The organism is Polaromonas eurypsychrophila (assembly GCF_014641715.1).
GTDB lineage: Bacteria > Pseudomonadota > Gammaproteobacteria > Burkholderiales > Burkholderiaceae_C > Polaromonas > Polaromonas eurypsychrophila.
Genome location: NZ_BMIG01000015.1, coordinates 22280 through 43393 on the forward strand (window position 1 = coordinate 22280; position 21114 = coordinate 43393).

General features: G+C 58.9%; 14 protein-coding genes, 1 tRNA gene and 2 pseudogenes. 2 read left to right on the forward strand and 15 right to left on the reverse strand.

All coding sequences use genetic code 11. The annotated features are described in order from the left end of the window. The 11 genes and pseudogenes from IEX16_RS16755 to IEX16_RS16805 all read right to left on the reverse strand — a co-directional run. Nucleotides 1-1018 (reverse strand): annotated as a pseudogene (locus IEX16_RS16755) (hypothetical protein); the annotation flags it as partial. 308 nt (nt 1019-1326) lie between these two features. Next, a complete protein-coding gene (locus IEX16_RS16760) occupies nt 1327-4449 on the reverse strand; it encodes a hypothetical protein (RefSeq protein ID WP_188709634.1) in 3123 nt (1040 codons plus the stop codon). Next, entirely contained in the window at nt 4446-6395 is a 1950-nt protein-coding gene (locus IEX16_RS16765; protein ID WP_188709635.1) for a glycosyltransferase, read from the reverse strand. Before IEX16_RS16765 ends, IEX16_RS16760 begins: the two co-directional genes overlap by 4 nt. Next, on the reverse strand, nt 6392-7486 hold the full coding sequence (locus IEX16_RS16770; protein ID WP_188709636.1) for a sulfotransferase family 2 domain-containing protein: 1095 nt from the start codon (nt 7484-7486) through the stop codon (nt 6392-6394). Before IEX16_RS16770 ends, IEX16_RS16765 begins: the two co-directional genes overlap by 4 nt. Then, nucleotides 7473-8405: a hypothetical protein gene (locus IEX16_RS16775; protein ID WP_188709637.1), complete on the reverse strand. Its 933-nt coding sequence runs from the start codon at nt 8403-8405 to the stop codon at nt 7473-7475. The genes IEX16_RS16770 and IEX16_RS16775 overlap by 14 nt, the downstream gene beginning before the upstream one ends. A 7-nt stretch (nt 8406-8412) precedes the next feature. Beyond that, complete coding sequence (locus IEX16_RS16780; RefSeq protein ID WP_188709638.1) at nt 8413-9081, reverse strand: hypothetical protein; 669 nt, start codon at nt 9079-9081, stop codon at nt 8413-8415. A gap of 8 nt (nt 9082-9089) precedes the next feature. Further along, nucleotides 9090-10700 (reverse strand): tetratricopeptide repeat protein, encoded by a 1611-nt coding sequence (locus IEX16_RS16785; protein ID WP_188709639.1) that lies wholly within the window; start codon nt 10698-10700, stop codon nt 9090-9092. A 13-nt stretch (nt 10701-10713) separates the two neighbouring features. Further along, nucleotides 10714-11949, reverse strand: coding sequence for a TolC family protein (locus tag IEX16_RS16790; protein WP_188709640.1), 1236 nt, complete (start codon nt 11947-11949; stop codon nt 10714-10716). A 3-nt stretch (nt 11950-11952) separates the two neighbouring features. Next, complete coding sequence (locus IEX16_RS16795; protein WP_188709641.1) at nt 11953-13341, reverse strand: HlyD family type I secretion periplasmic adaptor subunit; 1389 nt, start codon at nt 13339-13341, stop codon at nt 11953-11955. A gap of 3 nt (nt 13342-13344) precedes the next feature. Further along, a complete protein-coding gene (locus IEX16_RS16800; RefSeq protein WP_188709642.1) occupies nt 13345-15189 on the reverse strand; it encodes a type I secretion system permease/ATPase in 1845 nt (614 codons plus the stop codon). Nucleotides 15190-15386: 197 nt separating this feature from the next. After that, on the reverse strand, nt 15387-17399 hold the full coding sequence (locus IEX16_RS16805; protein WP_188709643.1) for a hypothetical protein: 2013 nt from the start codon (nt 17397-17399) through the stop codon (nt 15387-15389). A gap of 228 nt (nt 17400-17627) precedes the next feature. Between IEX16_RS16805 and IEX16_RS16810 the strand changes: the two are divergent. Then, a pseudogene (locus IEX16_RS16810) lies at nt 17628-17763 on the forward strand (IS481 family transposase); the annotation flags it as partial. A 92-nt stretch (nt 17764-17855) separates the two neighbouring features. Here the strand turns inward: IEX16_RS16810 and IEX16_RS16815 are convergent. Then, nucleotides 17856-17931 (reverse strand) — tRNA-Arg (locus IEX16_RS16815). 203 nt (nt 17932-18134) lie between these two features. Here IEX16_RS16815 and IEX16_RS16820 point away from each other — a divergent pair. After that, a complete protein-coding gene (locus IEX16_RS16820) occupies nt 18135-18998 on the forward strand; it encodes a c-type cytochrome (RefSeq protein WP_188709644.1) in 864 nt (287 codons plus the stop codon). A gap of 113 nt (nt 18999-19111) precedes the next feature. Here the strand turns inward: IEX16_RS16820 and IEX16_RS16825 are convergent, their stop codons facing one another. Genes IEX16_RS16825 through IEX16_RS16835 form a run of 3 tightly spaced genes read right to left on the reverse strand, consistent with a single transcriptional unit; the run spans nt 19112 to nt 21114 of the window. Beyond that, nucleotides 19112-19663 carry a DUF2946 family protein gene (locus tag IEX16_RS16825; RefSeq protein ID WP_188709645.1) on the reverse strand — a complete coding sequence of 184 codons (552 nt, stop codon included), beginning with the start codon at nt 19661-19663 and terminating at the stop codon, nt 19112-19114. 18 nt (nt 19664-19681) lie between these two features. Continuing rightward, nucleotides 19682-20650 carry a YheT family hydrolase gene (locus IEX16_RS16830; RefSeq protein WP_188709646.1) on the reverse strand — a complete coding sequence of 323 codons (969 nt, stop codon included), beginning with the start codon at nt 20648-20650 and terminating at the stop codon, nt 19682-19684. A gap of 17 nt (nt 20651-20667) precedes the next feature. After that, nucleotides 20668-21114: a YybH family protein gene (locus IEX16_RS16835; RefSeq protein ID WP_188709647.1), complete on the reverse strand. Its 447-nt coding sequence runs from the start codon at nt 21112-21114 to the stop codon at nt 20668-20670.

Here is a 21114-nt window from a genome sequence, read left to right on the forward strand (position 1 = left end):
TCGCTTCGGCATCGCGGGCTGCAAGGGCTGCGGCTTTGGCTTTGGCTTCTGCGTCGCGGGCGGCGACTAGTTCGCCCTTTTCTTTGGCCAAGGCATCGCGCTGCGCTAAGGCTTCAGCTTTTGCTTTCGCTTCGGCATCACGACTGGCCAGGGCTGCGGCTTTGGCTTGCGCTTCAGCGTTGCGGGCTTCAGCTAGTTCAGCCTTTCCTTTGGCCAGTGCGTCGCGCTGCGCCAAAGCATCAGTTTTTGCTTTCACTTCGACATCGAGGGCAGCAAGGGCTGCGGCTTTGGCTTGAGCTTCGACGTTGCGGGCTTCAGCCAGTTCAGCCTTTTGTTCGGCTAGGGCGTCGCGCTGCGCCAAAGCATCAGTTTTTGCTTTCGCTTCGGTATCCAGAGCAGTAAGGGCTGCGGCTCTGGCCGCAGATTCCTCTTCGAGCGCTGCAGTCAGCTTGGCATTCTCTCGGGTTAGCACCTTGTGTTGCGCGAGTGCTTGGGCTTTGGCCTTGGCCTTGGCCTTGGCGTCACGATTAGCTGTGAGTTTGCCCTTTTCTTTGGAGAGTGCTTCAATCTCGGTCTTGCGTTGGACAGCAAGCTGGGCTTGCTGGTCTTGCGTTCGGCCCAAGGTGTCGATTTGGCTTTGCAGGGCGGTTTGCCAATCTTTGACAAACAGGGCGTGGCCGATAGCAGGATGGTTGCCTGCCTGCACATGGACGCAGCGAAACTCCAAGGACGTCAAAAATTGTTCAATGGCAGGCAACGCAGCGTCGGGGTTGTCATCGGCATTGGGGTCTAGCCAAACCCGCAGCCAGAGCACGCTCCAGCGCGCAAGCTCAACGCCGGCTCCGCGCAGAATGGGGAGCGCCGGCAGGCACTCAACGATGCCCCAGATGTTGTTGGCCGAAGCGGCGGTTTGACAATCCGCCTGGCTCAGCAGATTGTCAAGGCGAGTACCAGAGCGCTGCGTCTGCGCAACGGTGCGAAGGTTGGGCCAGACGCCGGTAAGGCTTTCAGGGGCCATGAGGCCGTCTTCTTCGGGGTTGCTGGCCTGGTGGTAGGTGACGTGACCGTCTGTATCCGTGAGCAAGGCGCTGCTTGATAGCCAACCGGGGTTGGCAGCGCCGTACTGTGCCACCCAGCTGAGCCGCTCTGCATCGGCGTCGATGATCAGCGCGTTTGGCACTTGCCATTGGCGCCATTGGTGCATGTCGCCCTGGCCACTGCCAGCACCGATGTGAATAATGGCGCCCGGTGGGTTGAGCCTGCGAATCGCTTCGACAGCGCCTTGCGACCCGCCCCGGGATGTGGGCTGTTTCGTGGGTAACAACATCATTTACTCTTTCTCACCGCGCTTACAGCGCGCTTGGTTGCTGGTCGCGCCGTCTTGGCGTGCGGCTTATTGACCGGCAGCTTATTGACAGGCGTTTTTTTAACAGGGGCTTCTATGGCGGCGGCTACGGCGGGCAAAGGTGCCGGCACTGGCGCCTGGTCGGGAGGTGGCGCGATCAGCTTACGGGGGGCAAGCCGCGATGCAACGATGCGTTGCATGTCCTTGAGCATTTTGGTCCAGTCGTCCCAGGGGCGCTGGAGTTGCACGCCCGTGGCTTTAAGCGCGGCCAGCATCGACGGAAGGCGGCTCAGCAGGGCCACAAGGAGCTTGCGATCGTTCTCAGAGACGCGCTGCCACACGCCAACGTCTATGGAGTTGGGCAAGGCAAATCGCAATTCGAGTTTGGGGCCGAAAGCATCATGGGCTTCAGCAAACCAGCCTTCTAATTGCGCGGGGCCTGTTTGCTCTGCAAATTCAAATTTGGGGTGCAGTCCAAATTGCCCGGGGCGCACATTGGCGCAAGAAAGCCGAAACTCGAAGGTGGGCCAGCGCTGATCGCGATAGGCGGCATTGCCCAGGCTCAGCCAAAGCGATTCGTAGTTGGGGTCGACATATTCGCGCTTAAGGCCAATATGGTCGTAGCGCAGGGACGCCTTGGCGTGTTTTTCAATGAGTTCGATGAATCTGCCCAGGCCGGTTTTGAGTTGATCGGCGTTGAACTCGGCAGGGGCTTTGAGGGCGGCCGGGTTTTCTAGAGTACTCAATAGCAGGCGCGCCAGGGTCTTGAGCAGGTCAAAGTCGCTGAGGGCCAGGTCGCGCAGGGCCTCGGCTCTCTCGCGTGCGAATTCGGGGGTGGCGACCGGGATAAAGGTGAGCTCGGTCTGGCTGGCAGGTGCGCCAGGCCAGCGCAACAGCGGGCCGCTTGAGCCGGCCGGCCGGGAGAAGACGAAGCCGACAACGCCCTGGTCAAGAATGGTCTCAAACTCAAACACCGGCAGACTGCGCCCGGTGGTTTCAAGGTTTTTCAGTTTCCACCGGGTCTGCGTGGCGCCCTCGCCTTGAACGCTGAGAAGTTCGAGACCTTCGTAGTCACAGTAGTTGGGGTTGCGCTTGAGCATGCGCTGCCAGCGGGCTTCGGCGGTTTCGAGTTGCTTTTGGCCTTCTTCGTGTTGAAGAACGTAGTTTTCAAGTTCTTGCTGCACCTTATAGAGTTGCAGCAGGAGCAGTTCGCCTTCTTGTGTGGCTTTCTCGAGCTTGGTTAAGCGGTCGGTGGCGAGTTTGGCTTGTTCGTCGCGGGCTTGGGTGAGCGCGGCGAGGTCTTTGCCCTTTGCGGCGAGGTCTGTGGTGCGCGCAGCCAGATCTTTCTCCAGCGCGTCGCGCCGGGCAGTCAGCGCTGATTTTTCTTTCGCTAGTGCGTCTCGCTGCGCCAAAGCTTCAGTTTTTGCTTTCGCTTCAGCATCACGACTGGCAAGGGCTGCGGCTTTGGCTTTCGCTTCAGCGTCACGGGCAGCTATGAGCTCGCCCTTTTCTCTGGCTAGGGCGTCTTTCGCCGCACTCAGGGCAGCGTTGGACTGGGTCAGGGTATCGAGCTGTTTTTGGGCGGCTTCATGCTTCAGAAAAATGGCCTCGAGTTCTTCCTGCACCTGATGGAGTTGCAGCAGGAGCAGTTCGCCTTCTTGCGTGGATTCCTTGAGCTTGGCTTGGCGCTCGCTGGCGAGTTTGGCTTGTTCGTCGCGGGCTTGGGTAAGCACGGCGACGTCTTTCTCCAGCGCGTCGCGTCGGGCAGTCAGCGCTGATTTTTCTTTCGCTAGTGCGTCTCGCTGCGCCAAAGCTTCAGTTTTTGCTTTCGCTTCAGCATCACGACTGGCAAGGGCTGCAGCTTTGGCTTGCGCTTCAGCGTCTCGGGCAGCAGCGAGCTCACCCTTTTCTTTGGCCAGTGCGTCGCGCTGCGCCAACGCTTCAGCTTTTGCTTGCGCTTCGGCATCACGACTGGCAAGGGCTGCGGCTTTGGCTTGCGCTTCAGCGTCTCGGGCGGCGGCGAGTTCGCCCTTTTCTTTGGCCAGTGCGTCTTTCGCTCCGCTCAGGGCGGTGTTAGATTGGGTCAGCATGTCGAGCCGCTTATTGGCGGCTTCATGCTTGAGAAAAACGCCCTCAAGTTCTTCCTGCACTTGATGGAGTTGCAGCAGGAGTAGCTGGCTTTCTTTCGTGGATTCTTGGAGCTTGATTTCGCTATTTTCTAGCTGCTGCAGATGGCTGGCGTGCAGGGCCGCATAACGCGTGTTGACGGTGTCGAGTTCTTCCCGGGCGGCCTGGGCTTGCTGCAATTCGACGGTGCGATCACGCAGGCTGCGGTAGCTGGCGATGATTTCCTCTGGTGGGAGCACCAGGGTGCCGACGTTTGGCGCTGCTTGTGTTTCTGCTTCTTCTTCGCCCAGGCGCGTGAGGGTGGCGGCAAGTTCGTGCTGCAGGCTTGTGGCCTGCGGGTAGTTTTGGCACAGCTGATGCGCCAGGTAGAGCGCGAGTGCGTCTTGTTCGGGGTAGCCTTGGCCAAGTGCAGCGTTTGCAGCGCTGAGCGGCAGCTTCCACTTGGCCGCGCAGTGCTCAATCAATGCCTGCGGGTGCTGGGCGCATTCGCGGGAATCAACCAGCATGCTGCGTTGCGGATGACGATGATGAAAGCGCAACAGTTCTTGATGATGCTGCTGCCAGGTGGTCATCACCGCGTCAACAGATACGGTTTCGGTGTCCGCGGCCATGGCGCTGGCCAGCATTTGCTGTGGAGTTACACAGACCAGTACAAACTTGAGTCGGAGCTCGAATTGGGACCAGAAGTCAAGCAGCCAGGTGCTGCGCGCATCCGCCCAACCCCAAACCTTTGACTTGATGTTGGCGATGAAGATTTCGTTTGCGAGTTGCTCCCAGAGCCGCCCGGGGCTACTGATGGGTTGGCAGCCGGGCGCGTCTTCGGCGGCCATGGACATGACCTGCTCGTGCCATAGGGCCATGTCGATGGGGTCGTCGCGTTTGACGGTTTGGGGGCAGGCTAAGCCGGCTTGCTGCAGGAGATGGGCAACGGGGTGCAGGTCAGTCTGACTGGCGCCGGTTATGCAAATGGTTTTCATGCGAGTCTTTCTGTGTTGTCCATATCGGCGGATTCGCGCCGTTTTCGGGCGCTATCGAGCGCTTTTGCTACTTCACCCGAGACGAAATCTAGCATGAGGCGTTCACAGCCTGATGCTTGTTGGGAGCTTACCGAACTGGCCTGCCGACTTGCGAGGCTGACCATGCGCTGTGCAACCTGTTCGACGTCGGCATCGAACCATCGCTCTTTGCCGCTGGCCCCGGGATGGTCCCCCACTTTGATTCGCACCAGCCGACCTTTGACTGGATAGACGCGGGGGCCATAGGCAAAGTCGCGGGTGCCTGAGTAGTCCGAGACGATGACAGATTTGCCCAGCAGCATGGCTTCAGCCACGCCGCGGCCAAAGCCTTCGGCCCGGTGCAGGGACACATAGCAGTCGCAGGCCGCATAGAGCGCCAGCAGTTCGTGGCGGCTCAGGGACTGGTCGATCAAAATAATGCGTTTGTCCGCGGCAATCTCAGCTTGGAGCTGGCGCCAGTTGGGATCGTCGGGGGAGGTATGCATGACCTTGATGACCAGGCCCACATCTTTACGGTTGCCAGGAAACGCGGCTCGGAATGCACGAAGGCTGGCCCAAGGGTTTTTGCGCTCGGTGGTGGAATCGAAGTCGAACGAAAAGTAGAACAGGTAGGTGTGCTCTGGAAGCGCGAAATGAGGGCGGCCAAAATCGCTTGAAGCGTCTACGTTCAGGGCGTCGAGCGTGACGGCCAGCGGGACTTGGCGCACCGGCACGGGCGCGCTCTTGCGGTAGGCGTCGCTGGTGTATTGGGAGGCAGCCCAGATCTCATCGACCAGGGCGTAGGCATCGGCCCGGGCCTTGGGCCACACAGGCAACTCCCAGGGCCACCAGCCGATGTTGTAGCGGCCGTCGAAAAGGGACCGGCCATGGAGCAAAAACACCCTGACGGTTTCCATGCCGGTGATGCAGAAGAGGTTAATGTCGTAGGGGAGTTCGTCTGACACCCGGCCCTGCGGGGTGGTGTCTTGTTGCGACACGTTGGCGCCCGGAGCGAAATTGAAAATGCTGAACGAAATGCCGGCGTTTTCGAGGCAGGCAGCGGCGTTGCGCAGGTCTTCGCCAAGGGCGTCGCCGATCAGGTTGACGCCGCAGCCCCGCGCAGGCGCAAAGCAATGACTGGGGGCGGCCTTGCGCTGGAGTGATTTTTTTCGGCTCTGAATGTTACGCAAGGTTGCGGTACCCTGCAATGCAAACCATTTGGCGTATTTGGCAACGCCCGCCGTCGAAGTCAATGGAAAAGCCGAGTTCAAGTTGGGCAGGTAGCGCCACAACAACCAGGCGTCGCGTCTGAGCCGGATGCCGGGCAGGTTTTTGAAAAGCCAGGCCAATTGCTGCGGGAGTAAAAAGCTCCCAAAATCTTGTTCATCGAACCAGACAAAATAGAACCAAGCAATGAAGCGCCCGCGCTGGACTCGATCATCGAGCGGAAATATTTTTTGAAGATCAGGCCGGCCAAACCACAGGTGCGCCATCAGTCGGGAGATGGGCAGGGCCGGGTTCTCGGGAAAACGGGGGTCCAGTTCGGCGAAGGTGTAGCGCTGCCACTCGGGGGCGTCCCAGCCTATCTGGAGTTCCTTTCGCCCGCTTTGCAGATACCAGCAGACGAGCTTTGAGCGGCCTTCGGCGGTAGAGATGTCAAAGGCGGCTTGCAGGTCGGGGCGATTTTCGCGGATGGCAAACAGGAGGCGAGAAAGGCCCTCACTTCCATGGTGCTTGTCAGGCACATCCAGGCTCGCATAAGACAGGCCGTTCCAGAGCAACAACATGGCTCGCGTGACCGGATGGGACACACCGGCGCGATGCTGCGGAAGGTCTTCAAAAAGGCTGCTGATGGAACCGGGTGTGCGCCAGCCCCCCTGCCCTGCCTGAGCGGTTGGCGTGACGGCAGATGCTTCGCGTTGGGTCATGGATGACTCGTTGCACTATCGGCATTGGCGATTGGCATGGGGCGCAGGGGAAAGCCATGGGCCAGAATTTCACTTTCAAGCAGTGCATTCAAGGCCGGCAGGGTTGCCTCCGAGATGAAGGCATCGCTAGCAAAGCCCATGCCTGATTTGATGATCTCCCCAAGCTCTCGAACCGGTCGGGCGTGCGCGTCACGCAGATCGACACAGTTTGGGAGTTGGGCCAGTACGGACTGGTTGGAACGGGCGGCGGGCGAATTAAAAAATGCCTTGGCGCGATCAAGCAGCGCGGGTTGGCGTCGCTGATAGACCTCACACAGTTGGGACTCAAGTTGCTCGACACGTACCAACTCGACATCTCCCGCGATCACGGGCTGGGTTTGAAAGTGAATGTCTGAAAAATCGCGATGCAGGGTAAGGTAATCAAGAAAGTCCTGGAACGTCAGCTCGCCCCAGACGTCGGTTTGGTGCCCGAACCGCCAGCGATAAACGTCATGCCCGGTGCATAGCGTCGGCTGATAGAAAAGCGAAGCAACCTTGTCAACGAAGGCGGACACCAGGCGCCGGTAGGGATCGCGCACGACATTGATCTTGAATTGCGGCGGGCGATCTATGGTCAGGGGAAAGACGGTGGGAGCTCTGTGGATTGTTTTGTCAGCGCGCTGTGGATTTATTTCATCCGCATGCAAGGCAAAGAACAGGTGGCGAAGCGATGTACAGGCGCTTTTGGGATTGTAGAAAACGGCGTAGTTGAACGCGGCGGAGTACATCGAATGCTGGGCGTCGCGACCATCGATCTGGGCCGCGGCAAGTCGCTGGCCGGTGCCAGAGCAACGAAGTTCAATGGGGGTGCCGATGGCGAGTGGCTGGAGCCATTGGCACCCGAGCTTCCAAGCCGGGGGCTGACTGCCAGCGGCGGGGTGGGGATACGTTTTTTGCAGTAATTGGCCACCCACCATCACGTCGACCAGCGGCGGATCACCGCTTGTGTTTTGTTGGGTGAACCAGCCCGACAGGCTGGTCTGCGTGCCCTCCAGACTGGTGTACATGACCTGCTGGGCGGGCACTGGCGCGGGAGAGCTAATGACCGACATGCTCTTCTACTTCACTTTGCGAATGAACCATGGGGGGCGCGCCGCACAGTTGCAGACGAGTCGGCATGGCGGTGGCATGCGTTTGCCGAGCCCAGGCCCTGCCGTGTACCAGCGCAACATAGGTGCGGCAGTAATTGAGCCAACACCCGGCAAGCCAGTTGTCCTGGGTGGCGATGGCCTTGTCTTTGATGGCGCTCAGGGTCTTGAGATGCTCATTGGGTGCCGGGGTGTCGGCTTCTCGGGCAAGGTACTTGAAGGCTTTGTATTTGTCGCCATGGAGGATCAGGAACAGGCCAAAGAGCCGCTCAATGATGAACGGCAGGTAGGACGCTTCAGCGTGCATGCTACGAGGATCAGCCAGTGAAGAGAACAGCACAATGCGCGCGGGTGGCAGCAAATTGGCTTGAGCTTGGGCCAATGCATCGCCAACGAAGCGCAAGTAGTTCTGCCAAAAATCAGGGGTGGCGACAAAATAATTGGCGGCAGCAAACAGCCACGATGGCGACAGCTCGTCGAGGCTTGCGGTGGGCAGGCCGGCAGCCTGCAGAAAATCAAAGGAGAGATTGAGAAAGTCAGGGTGTGCGGTTTCACCCTGGCACCAGAGATTGTGAAAGAGCGCCTCTGTTTCGGGAAACGGGTTACAGAAGTAAACGTCGTAGCCGGGGTTGACGCGGATGGTGTTGATGAGTTCCTGACCGCTGAGGCCGGTCTTTTGGCTGAATTTCCAGGACAAGGCGCCCCAGAGATCAACGCCCTCGGCCAGCCCGCTGGCAGCAATTTTGCGAAAGACATTGAACTCAAGCAAGGGGCTTGAGTCGCCCGTGTTGTCGTAGGCAACGAAGGCCGGGTCGAGCTGCGCTACCTGCTCCGGATGGTAATGAATCTGGAATATGCGGATGTGCGGGGCGACGGCGCTCATTAGGGGCTCACGAAAACAAGGCCAGTAGTTTGGGACTCTGTACGCGCCCGCCCAGCTGTGCGGCAGCGCGCTGCCGATAAAGCGCGCGGTCGCCGGGATCGACAGCGGCGTGTTCTTTGTCCCAGTCAACCTCCATCAGCACGGCGTTCGGGTCGTAACAATATTGGTCGTCGCCAAGGGCGAGCACGGTGAGCTCGACATCGGCATAGTGGCGCTGGTAGGCTGGGTGGAACAGGTCGCCGCCGTAGTTGGCGTCGGCCCAGTCTCTTGTGGCGAGCCCAAAACCGGCCAGGGCGCCCATCCACTTGCCGTCGTTGAATCCATGCAAACCTTTGCCGGACTTGCGCAGGGCGTCAAGGGCAAGCTTGAGCCAATGGCGGCCAGCGAATGCGTCTTGGGCAACATAGGCTACGGAGGCGCTTTGGGTGCGGCGATAAGTTTGATTGATGATCGAAATGAACCCTTGGCGATCACAGTCTTGAATGGCGAGCAACAAGCCGCCGACGCCGGCGCGCGCGGCAAGTTGCCGGGCGCTGCGCTCGGCTGCCGCTCGGTCGATGTAGGGCATGATCACCAGCGTTTCGACCGGTGGCAGGAGCAACTCGACGGCACCGGCGTCTTGAGCGCGTAGCTCCATAAACCGGGTGGTGAGTGTTTTTGGCTGGGGTGCAGGCACGGGGCTCATCAGTGGGTTGCAATCATGCGCAGTAGTTCATCGGCCAGTCGGTCATGGCGCAGACGGGGCGAATCGGCGGCGAGCAAGGGGGTGCGAACAAGAGATTGAGCTTTGATAGGACGCCACCCGTCAAGCAGGTAATGCTGCGGCGCCATACCGGCGTAGCGACAATGGGCCAATGTGTGGCGTTCGCAAAAAAGCGTTCCTGCGCGGGTGCGGCAGGGAACGCCCAGCATCAGTGCTTCGATAGTGGTAAGTCCGCCGGTGTAGGGAAAGGTGTCAATGACGGTGTGAAGTCGAGCCACCTCGTTCAGGTAGGCCACATGCCCCTCGGGCACGATGAACTCCAGCGGCGCCAGGTGGCCCAGCGCAGTTTGAATGCGTTTTTGAAGTTCAACATGGCGAAAGCGGTGTTCGATAAAACGCAGCTTGAAGTCGATGCCTTCGTCGCGCCAGGCGATGCACTGTTTTGCCAGATAATGCAAAAACGCGCGAGAAATCTTGGCCGGGTTGGCGATCACGCCCAGAGCCACGCCTGGATCGGCGGCTTTCGCACAAGGGAAATAAGGCGGGGGGGTGTAGGTGACATAGCCTGAAGCCAGCAAGTGCAAGGGTTCAGCATAGAGCGGCTGCAACTCCAGCGGGGTTTGCTCTATGTCGCTCAAAAATCCGTCAAAGGCGGCCAGCCCGGTTGACGCGGCCTGCCCGCCAACCCATTTGTACATTCGCTTGGCAGGCTTGGTGGCGAGAGCCTGCAGGGCTTGGGTGTCCATCCAGCCGCCCATGTCAATCAGGGTGTCGAGTTGGTGACGGCGAATTTCTTGCTCCAGCCCCGTAGGCTCGAGCGCCGCCACGTCAATCCAGTCGTGCGCAATGGAGCGGAACTGGGCTGTGGCCCAGTCTTCTTTGGTATTGCGGTGAAAGAACACTAGGTCGACGTGTGCGCTCAGCAGGCGCAAGGCTCCTATACCAAAAAAGTACACGGGGGTGGCGCGCAATTGAGGCGAGATGACGCCAACGCGCGGTCGCGTTGCGGAGGGCACCGATTTTTTGACAGGCTTGGGGTTGGAAAGCGCGCCCAGATGATCGTCTGAATAGCTTTGAAGACGGGCGGCGATCTGTTCAGGCGATATCGACCCCGGATCGTAGAGCGCGGCCAGACACGCCAGCAAGCGCGCCTCGGGCGGGGTGTTGGAATCGGACCCCGACGGAACAAGTTCGCCAGCGCGGGCGGCATCACCGAGTTCATGTAGCGCAAACGAGGCGCGTTCGGTCTGCAGGGAAGGAATATCCTGCCGGGGCTCACTGGCGAGCGCGGCCATGGCTTCGTCCAGGCGTTTTAGCTTGCGCAGCACTTTGACGCGAATAAGCCGGGCTTGCCACAGTTGCGGATCAAGTCGAAGCGCTTGGGTGGCATACGGCAAAGCCTCGTCGTAGCGGGCGAGCGCAAACAGACAAAGGCTGGCGTTGTGATGCAGCGAAGGCATTTGCGGCGCGTGAGTGATGGCATCCGAATAGCCATCGAGCGCAGCCGACCACTGTTGCCGGGCTCGCAAGACATCGGCGACGGCAAGCTGGCTGCGAAACTTGGCGATGCGAGGGTCGGGCGCGGATGCCAAAGACTGCTCCGGATTAAAAAAGCAGGTTTTCGAGCAACATCAGAATTTCAGTGGCCGGCGTGGCGCCGACCTGGGAATGAAGGCTAACGAGGTTGCTTGCCATGCTGAGCACGGAGGTTACATACTGGTCCTGAACTTCAAACAGGATCTGGATGCTGTTGAGCACGTCGAGCTGGCTGCGCACCCCGCCTTTGTAGCTTTGCTTGTTGCCCTCGACACTCAATTGGGCGGCCTCGATGGCGTCAAGCCGAATGTCGGACTCGACTTGGCCCGACTCCACAAGTGCATAAAGACGCTCAACTTCGAGCATTGCGTTTTGCTCAACGGCACGAGCGTCTGCGACCGATTTTCGGGCGGTGGCCTTGGAGGCATCGATGGCCAGGATGGAGCTGGACTGAAGCGGGAAGTCAACCGAGACACCGACATAGTTTGCGGAGCCCCCGCTGCTGATGGTGGTCTGCTTGGCGATAAAATTGACCTGCGGCAGGAATGCACCGCGCTTACGCCAGACGTCAAGGTCGGCCAGGCGCTCATCTTGCCGCGCTGCGATCAATGCCGGGTTGTGTTGAAGGAGGGAGCCCTTGAGTTGGCTGATGTTGGGCAACACCAATGAACGTCTCTTGTGCGCGAGGACGAATGCATCGGGCTGGGCCGGTTGGCCTGTCATCGCCAAAAACTGGCGCTCGGCCGCTGCCCGACGCGCCTTCAAGCCTTGCTCCTCGGCGCGGGCCTGCTGGAGCCGCACCAAGGTGTCACGCTGATCGGTGACGGTACCGGTGCCCAGTTCAAACGCGCGCTTCGCAGCAACGGTCTGCAGTTCGAGCGCTTCTTTCTTGCGCAGATTGAGGCCCAGGCTTTCGCGGGTGCGAATCAGTTCGGTGACGGTTGCAAAATAGCGCACGGCCAGTTGATCCATGCGTTGCTGCAGGGTGGCCTCTGCCTTGAGGTCGAGCGAACTCGCACCAAGCAAGGTAGTTAGTCGTTCGGCACTGACGAGCGGCTGGGCAATTTGGATTGTGCGCTGCGATCCGCCGGTTTCCGTGCGGTCGCCAAACTTCAGACCAAGTTCGGGCCAATAGGCTCGGCCCGCCTGCTTGGCGGTAATCTGGTTGGCTTCGAGTTCGGCGCGCGCACCTTGAAATGCGGGGTCAGTCTGCAGCGCATTCTGGAATCCGTCGGTTAGCTCACCCGCTGTGACAAGGGATGCCAACAACAGGCCAACAAGTGGCAGGCAACGTTGAAATCGCACCTCTTAATCCTTGAATGCGCGCGACAGTCGGTCGCTGATGGGTTTGACCAGGAGGCTGACGAAGTTGCGCTCCCCGGTCTTGAATACCACTTCAACCGGCATACCGGGCTGGATCACCTGGCCACCCAGTAGCTTGACACCGGCCTCGTCAGTTTCGATCTGCGCCAGATAGAAGTCGGTGCCTTGGCCAGCAATTGCCGTGGTGGAGGTCGAAGTGGAGGTCTGCTTGTCGGCGCCGACCAGGGTCACCTTGCCTGGAATGACTGGTGTGGTAATCATGCTGAAGGCTGAAAACCGCAAATCCACCGACATACCGGCCAGAATTTTGTCAATATGCTGTGGTGGCACCTGGGCGTCGACAACGAGTCGACCGCCAACCGGCACGATCTCCATAAGCATAGCGCCTGCACCGATCACTCCACCTAATGTGTTGGCTTTCAATCCCACAACGGCGCCGTCGACAGGGGCGCGAATGTTGATCAGGCTACGATTGAACTTCAAAGCTTCAACGCGTGACTCCAGGGCCTGGCGTTGCCGCTGGAACTCTGATGTCTGGGTGTCGAGGTCTTTGCGATAGGCCGAGACCAGTTGAATCAGCTGCAGGCGCGCGCCCGCGATAGCAGTTTGCGCGCGCGATTGTTCCGCCAGCAAAGTGGCTATTCCGGCAACCATGTCGCTGCGAAGCCGTTCTGTCTGCGATGCCTGCACCCTGGGAACAAAGCCCGCAGTCGCGAGTTCGGCCGCATTGCGGGCTTCTTCAGTGACAGTTTTAATTTGGAACCTGCGCTCCACCATCACCTCGTTGAGGCCTTTCAACTGGGCTTCCAGACCCGACAATTGCTCATGCAGAATGCTCTGCTGGCCCTTCAGTTCGGTGGTGCGTGATTTAAAAATTTCGCCTTGCAGGCGCTTGGCTTCATCGAGTCGCTGGTCACCCTCATAGGACTTCATCTTGGGAGTCCATGTAATCTGGGGCTGACTCATGCGCTCGGACATCAAGCGCGACAAAGTCGCCATGGCATTGATGTATTCAAGCTCGACGGCGTTGAGTTCCGAATCAATAGTGAGTGAGTTCAAGATGACCAAGGGGTCGCCTTTTTTGACCTTGTCGCCCTCCTTCACCAGTATTTCTTTGACGACACCGCCCGAGGGATGCTGAACCGCCTTGCGGTTGCCCTGGACAACGACGGTGCCGGGCAGGACGACGCCAGCGTCCAATGGCGCCCATACGGCCCATGCCAAAAACAGCACGAACATGAACACCACGACACGCGCGGTTTTCCTTTTGATCGATGCCTCTTCAAGTTGAATGGGCGTCAAGCCATCGCGTGCAAGCAGTTTTGGATCATAAGGATCGAGTGTCCGGATCCACCTGGAAATGCGATTGATCATGGTTCAGGTCGCAATTTCGTTTGCCTTGGGACCTGTCGTCTCGGCCAAGTTCCTGGGTTTATCGACCACGGTGCTGGCGCCAGGTTCTGGCAGCTTGGTTACGGGCTTGGAACTAGCCAATTGGGCATTAAAACTTTGAATGGATCCGAACCATCGCAGACGACCCTCGGCAAGAATCAACACCTTGTCCGCCCGGCTGATCAACTGGTGCCGGTGGGTGGTAAATACGACGGTTGCGCCGCTGGCCTTTATCTCCAGCATGGCCTTCAACAGGGCTTCTTGGCCGCTGTCATCGAGGCTTGCATTGGGCTCGTCCATCACCACGTAACGGGGGTTGCCGTAAATTGCGCGGGCCAAAGCGAGGCGCTGCTTCTGCCCGCCGGTTAGCGGGTGGCCGTTTTCTCCAAGGCGTGTTTCGTAGCCACGGGGAAAACTAAGAATCATGTGGTGCAGACGAACCCGGCGCGTAGCTTCCACTACCTTGTCCGAATCAACCGTCCCCATCCGGGCGATGTTTTCGGCCACAGTGCCTTCAAAAAACTCTATTTCCTGCGGCATGTATCCAATGTATTGACCGAGGTCGTCACGAATCCATTCGCCCACATGGACACCATCGAGTCGTACCATGCCAGACTCTGGCTGCCATATGCCTACCAAGGACTTTACCAGCGAAGTTTTGCCGGCGGCGCTAGGCCCGATGATTGCAAGAATTTCGCCAGGATTGACCTCAAACCCGACATCCTTAAGTACCGGATTTTTGGCACCCGGCGGCTTCATGGTGAGCCCCTGCACGCGCAGATATCCGACCGGCGGGGGTAATTTCATGCGGGTGCCGTGCCACTGCTCTTCTTGCAGCAGCAAGTTGAGTCGATCGTACGCGGTGCGCGTATCGGAAATTGCTTTCCATTCGCCGAGGACTGTGCGGATGGGTCCCAAGGCCTTGCCCATCAACATGGTGGCAGCGATCACCATGCCGCCAGTAATGTGCCCGGAAATGGCAAGCCATATTGCCAAGGCCATCTGCGCCGATGGAAGCATCTTGGTGAAGAAGCTGGTCATACCGCCAATAACCCCGGAGGCCTCGGACGAATCGACGTGCAAAGCCATGAATTTCTGGTGTTGCTCGTGCCAATGGCGGCGAATGTTGTGGTGCATGCCCAGCGCAAATGCAACCTCTGAATTGCGCAAACTCTGGCTTGCAAGCCGACTGGCATCGGCCGATGCATCGCTGGCAGCCTTGAGCACGGGTGAGGAAAGGCGCTTTGAGAGGTACGCCAAGACCAACAGCAAAATCATTGAAAAGACCATGAAAATGGCCAGGTAAATATGAAATAGCGAGGCCACAACCGCAAAGATGATTCCGAATGGTGCGCTCATCAAGGCCAGGATAGGGCCACCGGTGAGAAACTGGCGGACCTGCAACAAGTCACCCAGGGCCTGGTTGACATTGACCTTCTTGCGCCCCACATAGCGGCGAAACGAGGCGTCAAACACCGAGGCGGCAAGCTCCCAGTCAATCCGCATGGAAATGCGCACCATCATGCGTTTGCGAATCCAGTCCAACGCTGACCACAGCACGTAGACGCCAGCGACCAACAGCAAAAGGGAAACCAGCGTGATCTCAGACCGACTGCTCATCACCCGGTCAAACAACTGCAGCATGAAAATGATGGGCGCCAGCGACAACACTTCGATGCCGACAGTGAGAATCATGACGAAATAAAACGACCGACGGCACTGGCGCAACAAGTCACCCAAGGGACCGGTCAGAGCCAATAAGGGCTCTACAGACACAGCCGCTCGAGTGTCGGCAGGGTCATCGTCCTGTTTTAATTTCTCTGGAATCAAACTGACACCTCAAAAGCGCTAGCGTGGCCGACAGAAAAGAACCAGATCGGAGCAAAAGGAACGCAAGGCCGGTTTGCTGCACCTCTTAACTCAGACAAATGCAAAGTCAGGTGCCGCGGTCGGAAGTGTAATTGGATCTCAAATTTCAAAAGACAACGGACGCCAAGGTAGGCGTCCACGTCTTATCAACAGGAATTTCAGGTACCGAGAGAAAAGCCATCCAAGAGATTGAAGACGTCAACGTTGTTACTTGAGTCGATTCCGATGATACCCAAACTGTCAAAGGCTGGCATATCATCGTTATAGATGGTTCCGTCAACGAAAACTGGCAGATTACCCGTGGCCAGATCGCCCCCACCCACGTCGATACTGGAAAGGAAAGCCATGTCTGAACCGACGTTGGTGAAATTTCCTTCAGTGAGACGCAAATATGGAGCAAAACTGTCAGTTCCGTCGCTAATTCCATCGACACCCAGCGCCTGCAAACCTGCAATCGTCAATGGATTATCGGCAGTGCCCAGCAGCGTGCCGTCAACTTGAAGAATAAGGTCGAGACCGAAGGCACCAAATGGATCGGCAACACCCTGATCCAGAAGCAACTGCGCATTTGTCTCATCAAGAATGAAGCTCACTGCCTGACCGGCAGTGTTGTAGCCGATTTGTGCGTTGTACTGATCGGCCAGCGCCAGAACATCGGCTGCCGTGCTACCCAGATTAGTTGACGTGGCATCCGCAGCAGCATTTGCTTCATCTTGAAGTGCATTAAAAGCGTTCAGATCTGCAGTACTAACATCACCGTCAGCAAATGCCTCCAAAGAGCTACCGAGCTCCTGCGCATAATCATCCATCACTGCCGCCAACTGCTCGTCCGTCAGCTCTTCACCCCTCAAGACGGAGGCATCATAAAGCGCCACAGCCTTGTCGACGGCCGCACCAAAAATAGACTCCAGCTCTGTGGCATCCAGACTACCCCCATCACCCAGGAGAGCATTCAAATCTCCGCCAGCAGCGTCGAGCTTTTCCAGAATCGAGCCCAACGCTGTCATCGCAGCCTCAGCCGCATCGGCATCGCCGCCAACCTTGTCCGAGACCAGCGTCCACAATTTCAACGCAACTGCTTCAACCCCATCAGCAGAATCAAAGTCGCTGCCGGCAAGACTGTCCAGTGATCTTCCACCCAGCATTTCCGTCAACACTTTGTCGCTTATGCCGGCCGCCTTCATCGTCGTGAAGACGTTGATCTTGGTTTCGACACCCGTATCTTTGGACGCCACAGCTGACAAGGAGCCGTTAAAGGCCAAGCCACTAACCGTATCCGTACCACCGGTGACGACCAGCTTCAGCTCTTTACCCAGATTATTCAGGCCGGTCTCGACCTGGGCTTTCTGTGCGGCATTCAAGTTAATCGAGTACTTACCGCTGGCGCCAGTCAGGGCCGAGGCATCACCTGCCGACAATTTGCCGTCGCCGTCGAAATCGTAGAAGGCTGTTGCGTTCGACAACAATCCCTTGGCCGCAAGACCGACTACCGCAGCGGCTGGTGCTACTACTGGCGCTACTACTGGCGCTACTACTGCTGCCACTGCTGCCACTGCTGCCACTGCTGCACCGCCACCGCCACCCATTCCGGCAACTGCCGCCACCCCAAGGGCTCCGAATCCGAGCATACCTGCCGAGAATCCACCCACAGAAGCTGCCGCTCCAGCGGCACCTTCGGCGGCTGCTCCCGCTCCTGCAGCCGAAGCCCCTGAGGCGGCATTGCCACCAGCGCTCGCTGCATTCGCCGAAGATGCAGGTGACGCTTGCGCGTATTGCACAGGCATATCCGAATAAACACCCAAAGCACTGCTAGCGTCCGCCAGAACAATAGGCTTTTCTTCAGCCAAAGCGACAGCGTTCTCGCCGCTTTCAGCACTATCCGCAGTTACTTCGCCACCTTCTGAAGATTCGCGCTCAGCGACTTCAGCGGCATCTTCCTGAACTTGGTCTTTTTCACCTTTTGAAGACTCAACCTGAACTGACTTCGCGTTAACAGATTCAGTGGCTTTGCTGTCTCGCACGGCTGTTTGCGCAGCCGATGCAACCGCATCGTTACCCAACGTCAGCCCAACAGCAGCAAGAGCTGCAAGCGCGATGGTTTTATCCGCCGGGCTTGCAGTTGCCTTAATTTTTCTCTTTAAGCTTTTTGCCACTATTTTAGGCTTTGACATTTGATATTCCCGCTTGCGGTTATTTAACCAGATGGATAACTTTAATCGTACATTGCTTGAAACAAATTGACAATCTATGTTACAAAAATTAGAGTCTCTCAGTACTTGAGGGCTTTAAGGAAAACCAATGAGCTGCTTTGGATGCACTGGCACCCAGTCCGGCATTATCTGAAAGCAGAAAACGTGCCAGCTTATCGCACCCCTCCACCTTATCCTTGGGATCAGACTCACAGCACCGAGCGCACAGCCTGGTTGCCCGCGTTCTTAACCTACTACAACGCCCGCAGACTCCACTCGGCTTTTGGGCCCCAAGCCTCCTGCTTCACGACTTGGCGGGAACAACCTATTGCAACTTAACAGCTAGCGCATGCTTGGCCCATCAAGCCGGGTGAAAAGGCCAGTTAAAAATCACTGCCTGCGCGTGCTTCGCGGAGCGGCTCACGTAAGTTATTGATTTGGTGCGGCTGGCGGGGATCGAACCCACGACCCTTGGCTTCGGAGGCCAATACTCTATCCACTGAGCTACAGCCGCAACGCTGAAATGACGGCCCTGATCGACTTTGCAGTGCGCAGGGAGTTCGCACGACCCGGCCGGTCCGACCTGATCCTGTGGAAGTAATGGATTCTACCAGCCAGGGCAGCGTCTCCCGATCAGCAGGGACGCCGCAGCTATAATCGAAGGTTGTCGAATATGAGTTGCTTTAGTCACCCGATTTCTGCCTTTTTGAGGAAGCCATGAGCGCAAACGATCACACGACGGCCCACGAAGAAGACCACTCTGGCCCCATCAAAACACCCCAGCAGCTATTGGCTGCGATATTCTTCTCTTTTGTCATCCCGATTTTCGGCATCATCGCGCTGGTCTATTACGTGACATCAGACAACCGGCCCGCCGCTGGCGCCGTCAATCTTGAAAAAGCCGTAGCGCAGCGCATCCAGAAAATCGGCATGGTGGAGATTCGCGACGCGAACCGCCCGCTCAAAGCCGGCGCAGAAGTTTATGCCGCTCAATGCGCAGCCTGCCATACCACCGGCGTTGCCGGCGCGCCCAAGTTCGGCGATGCCGGCGCCTGGGGACCGCGCATCAAGACGGGCTTTGAAGCGCTGCTCAATTCAGCGCTCAAGGGCAAGGGCGCCATGGGCCCGCAAGGTGGCGGTGATTTTGAAGATGCTGAAATTGGTCGCGCCGTAGCCCACATGGGCAATGCCGCAGGCGCGAAGTTTGCCGAGCCGCAGCGCGCTGCTGCGGTGGCGACCGCCCCTCAAGGCGCAGCGCCCGCCGCTGCACCTTCCGCGGACGTGGTGGCCGCCCTGGCAGCCGCTAACAAAATCGCAGCAGCGCCTGTCGCCGCAGCGGCAACCGGCGCCGTGCCTGCCCTGTACACCCAAGCCTGCGCAGCCTGCCACGTTGCCGGCGTGGCCAATGCGCCCAAGCTTGGCGACAAAGCCGCCTGGGCGCCCCGCGTGGCGATGGGCGTCGATGCCCTGACCGCCAGCGTCATCAAGGGCAAGGGCGCGATGCCGCCACGCGGCGGCTCCACCGGATCAGACGCCGACATTAAGGCCGTTGTGCAGTACATGGTGAGCAGCGTCAAATAAGGCGTACAGCCCCGTAAAAAAGCCGGTCACTGACCGGCTTTTTTAGTTTCATTGATTAAAAGGGCTTTTTGCCCATATCCGTTGTGCTTGAACAGCTACTGATTTGATAGCAATCAGGGCCTCACCGGTTGGCTGGCTGCGGGGCTGCGCACATAGGCAAAACGCTGCGGCAGCTCCCGCGTGAGAACTTCCTGCGGCACCCACAGTCCCTGCTCGATGGCGTCAGCCGCATGCAGCATGTCTTGTGTATGCACCAGGCCAAAACCAAGCTGGGTGTCCAGGTAGACACGGCCATGTTCGTCGAGAATGCAGCGCTGCACACGCGCGGCCTTGCCGGTGTGCGCCGTCACGGCAAAGTCCGGCCCGCCAGCGATGCGCCAAACCAGCGGCGTGGCCTCCAGTTCCACATACACACGCTGCGGACCGTTCTGGAAAAACCACTGGCCGGCCTTGTCGCTCTCGTAGTTGCGGGCGATGAAGTCGATCAGCTTGTCATGTTTCAGCAGCGAACCCTTGCTCGCTGCCGAGCCGCCAGCAAAAGTTCCTGCGCCCTGCGTCTGGTCATCACGCATGTACCAGTTGCCGCGCGCGTCCAGGCCCAGCCAGCCGTAGCAGTTGGGCACGTTGGGCCATTTGGCGATGGCCTGGCGAACGATGTCATCCATGGCTTGATTCTGCTCCGCTCAGAGCTGCGCCGCAAAAAACCCGCAGACGGCCTCGGGCATGGCCCGCACATGACCGGGAAACGGCGCCGACGGAAAACCGACATGCCCGCCTTCGCGCGGCTGCCAGAGCGTGACGGTGGCACTGACATCAGCGGCCCGCGGCAAACTGGCCGCCGGTACAAAGGGATCGTTGAGCGCATTGACGGCCAGCGCAGCCACTGCGATACGCCGCATGTGCGGCTTGGCCGAGGCGCGCTGCCAGTAGTCTTCGGTGTTTTTGAAGCCGTGCAGCGGCGCCGTCACCACGTTGTCGAACGCGTACAGGTCGCGCGCCGCCAACAGCGCTTCGGCACTGAAGAGGCCGGGGTGCTGCTCCAGCTTTTTCAACGCCTTGGGCACCATGGAGTTCAGGAACATGCGTGTGTAGACCAGGCGGTTGAAACCCTGGCCGATGGCCCGGCCGCTGGCCGCCAGATCCAGCGGCGAGCAGACCGACGCCACCGCGCTGACCACGCCACTGGCGGCGGCGCCCAACTCACTTGCCCAGCGCATCAGGGCATTGCCGCCCAGCGAAATACCCACCGCCACCACCGGGCCCGCATGGGCGGCTTTAAAACGCCGCAGTATCCAGTCGATCTCTTCGAAGTCGCCCGAATGGTAGGCCCGCGGCGCATGATTGAGTTCGCCCGAGCAGCCACGAAAATGCGGCACGGCGCAGGCCCAGCCGCGTACACGCGCGACATCGGCAAAGGCCTCGGCGTAGTGGCTGGCCGACGAGCCTTCCAGGCCGTGAAAAACCACCAGCAGCGGTGCATCTGCCTCGCTGATGTGCTGCGCAAAATCGACATCGACAAAATCGTTATCGGGCGTGACCCAGCGCTCGCGCCGGAAGTTGGGCGCTTCGGCCAGGTAGCGCTGCGAACGCAGGGCCGCATAAATGGTTTGCAGGTTGCCGCCGGGCAACCACCACGGGGCTTGGTAAATCATGGGCACAGGCAGCAAGCTCAATGCAGCACTTGCGGGCTGTTGGAGACTTCCTGCATTTCGCGCGGCGTGCCGGGGCTGGCGTGGTGGGCGACCATGCGCCAGCCCTGCGCGGTCTTGTTGTACACGTTGGTGGCAATCACGTAGGCGTGGCTCAGCCCTTCTTCGGTCATGACCTCGATACGCTCAAGCACGCTGTGCACGCTGGCACTCATGGCTTCAACTTTGTGGACTTTTTCGGGATGCGCGCGGATGGTGCCGTTGGCAAACATGGCGTCGAAAGCCGCGCGTATGGGGCCCGGCCCGAGCAAGCGCGGACCACCCGGATGGACGCAGACAATGTCGTCCTCATCGGCCCAGCAGGCCATGAGTTTTTCGATGTCACCGCTTTGCAGGGCCTCATAAAAGGCCGCTTCGATGTCGTCGGCGTTGCCGTTGCTGGCCGGAGAAACTTTGGGTTTTCGCAT

Coding starts and splice junctions, on each gene's coding strand:
- IEX16_RS16760 (WP_188709634.1), bottom strand. CDS start 4,449: ATGAAAACCATTTGCATAACCGGCGCCAGTCAGACTGACCTGCACCCC.
- IEX16_RS16765 (WP_188709635.1), bottom strand. CDS start 6,395: ATGACCCAACGCGAAGCATCTGCCGTCACGCCAACCGCTCAGGCAGGG.
- IEX16_RS16770 (WP_188709636.1), bottom strand. CDS start 7,486: ATGTCGGTCATTAGCTCTCCCGCGCCAGTGCCCGCCCAGCAGGTCATG.
- IEX16_RS16775 (WP_188709637.1), bottom strand. CDS start 8,405: ATGAGCGCCGTCGCCCCGCACATCCGCATATTCCAGATTCATTACCAT.
- IEX16_RS16795 (WP_188709641.1), bottom strand. CDS start 13,341: ATGATCAATCGCATTTCCAGGTGGATCCGGACACTCGATCCTTATGAT.
- IEX16_RS16805 (WP_188709643.1), bottom strand. CDS start 17,399: ATGTCAAAGCCTAAAATAGTGGCAAAAAGCTTAAAGAGAAAAATTAAG.
- IEX16_RS16820 (WP_188709644.1), top strand. CDS start 18,135: ATGAGCGCAAACGATCACACGACGGCCCACGAAGAAGACCACTCTGGC.
- IEX16_RS16825 (WP_188709645.1), bottom strand. CDS start 19,663: ATGGATGACATCGTTCGCCAGGCCATCGCCAAATGGCCCAACGTGCCC.
- IEX16_RS16830 (WP_188709646.1), bottom strand. CDS start 20,650: ATGATTTACCAAGCCCCGTGGTGGTTGCCCGGCGGCAACCTGCAAACC.
- IEX16_RS16835 (WP_188709647.1), bottom strand. CDS start 21,114: ATGCGAAAACCCAAAGTTTCTCCGGCCAGCAACGGCAACGCCGACGAC.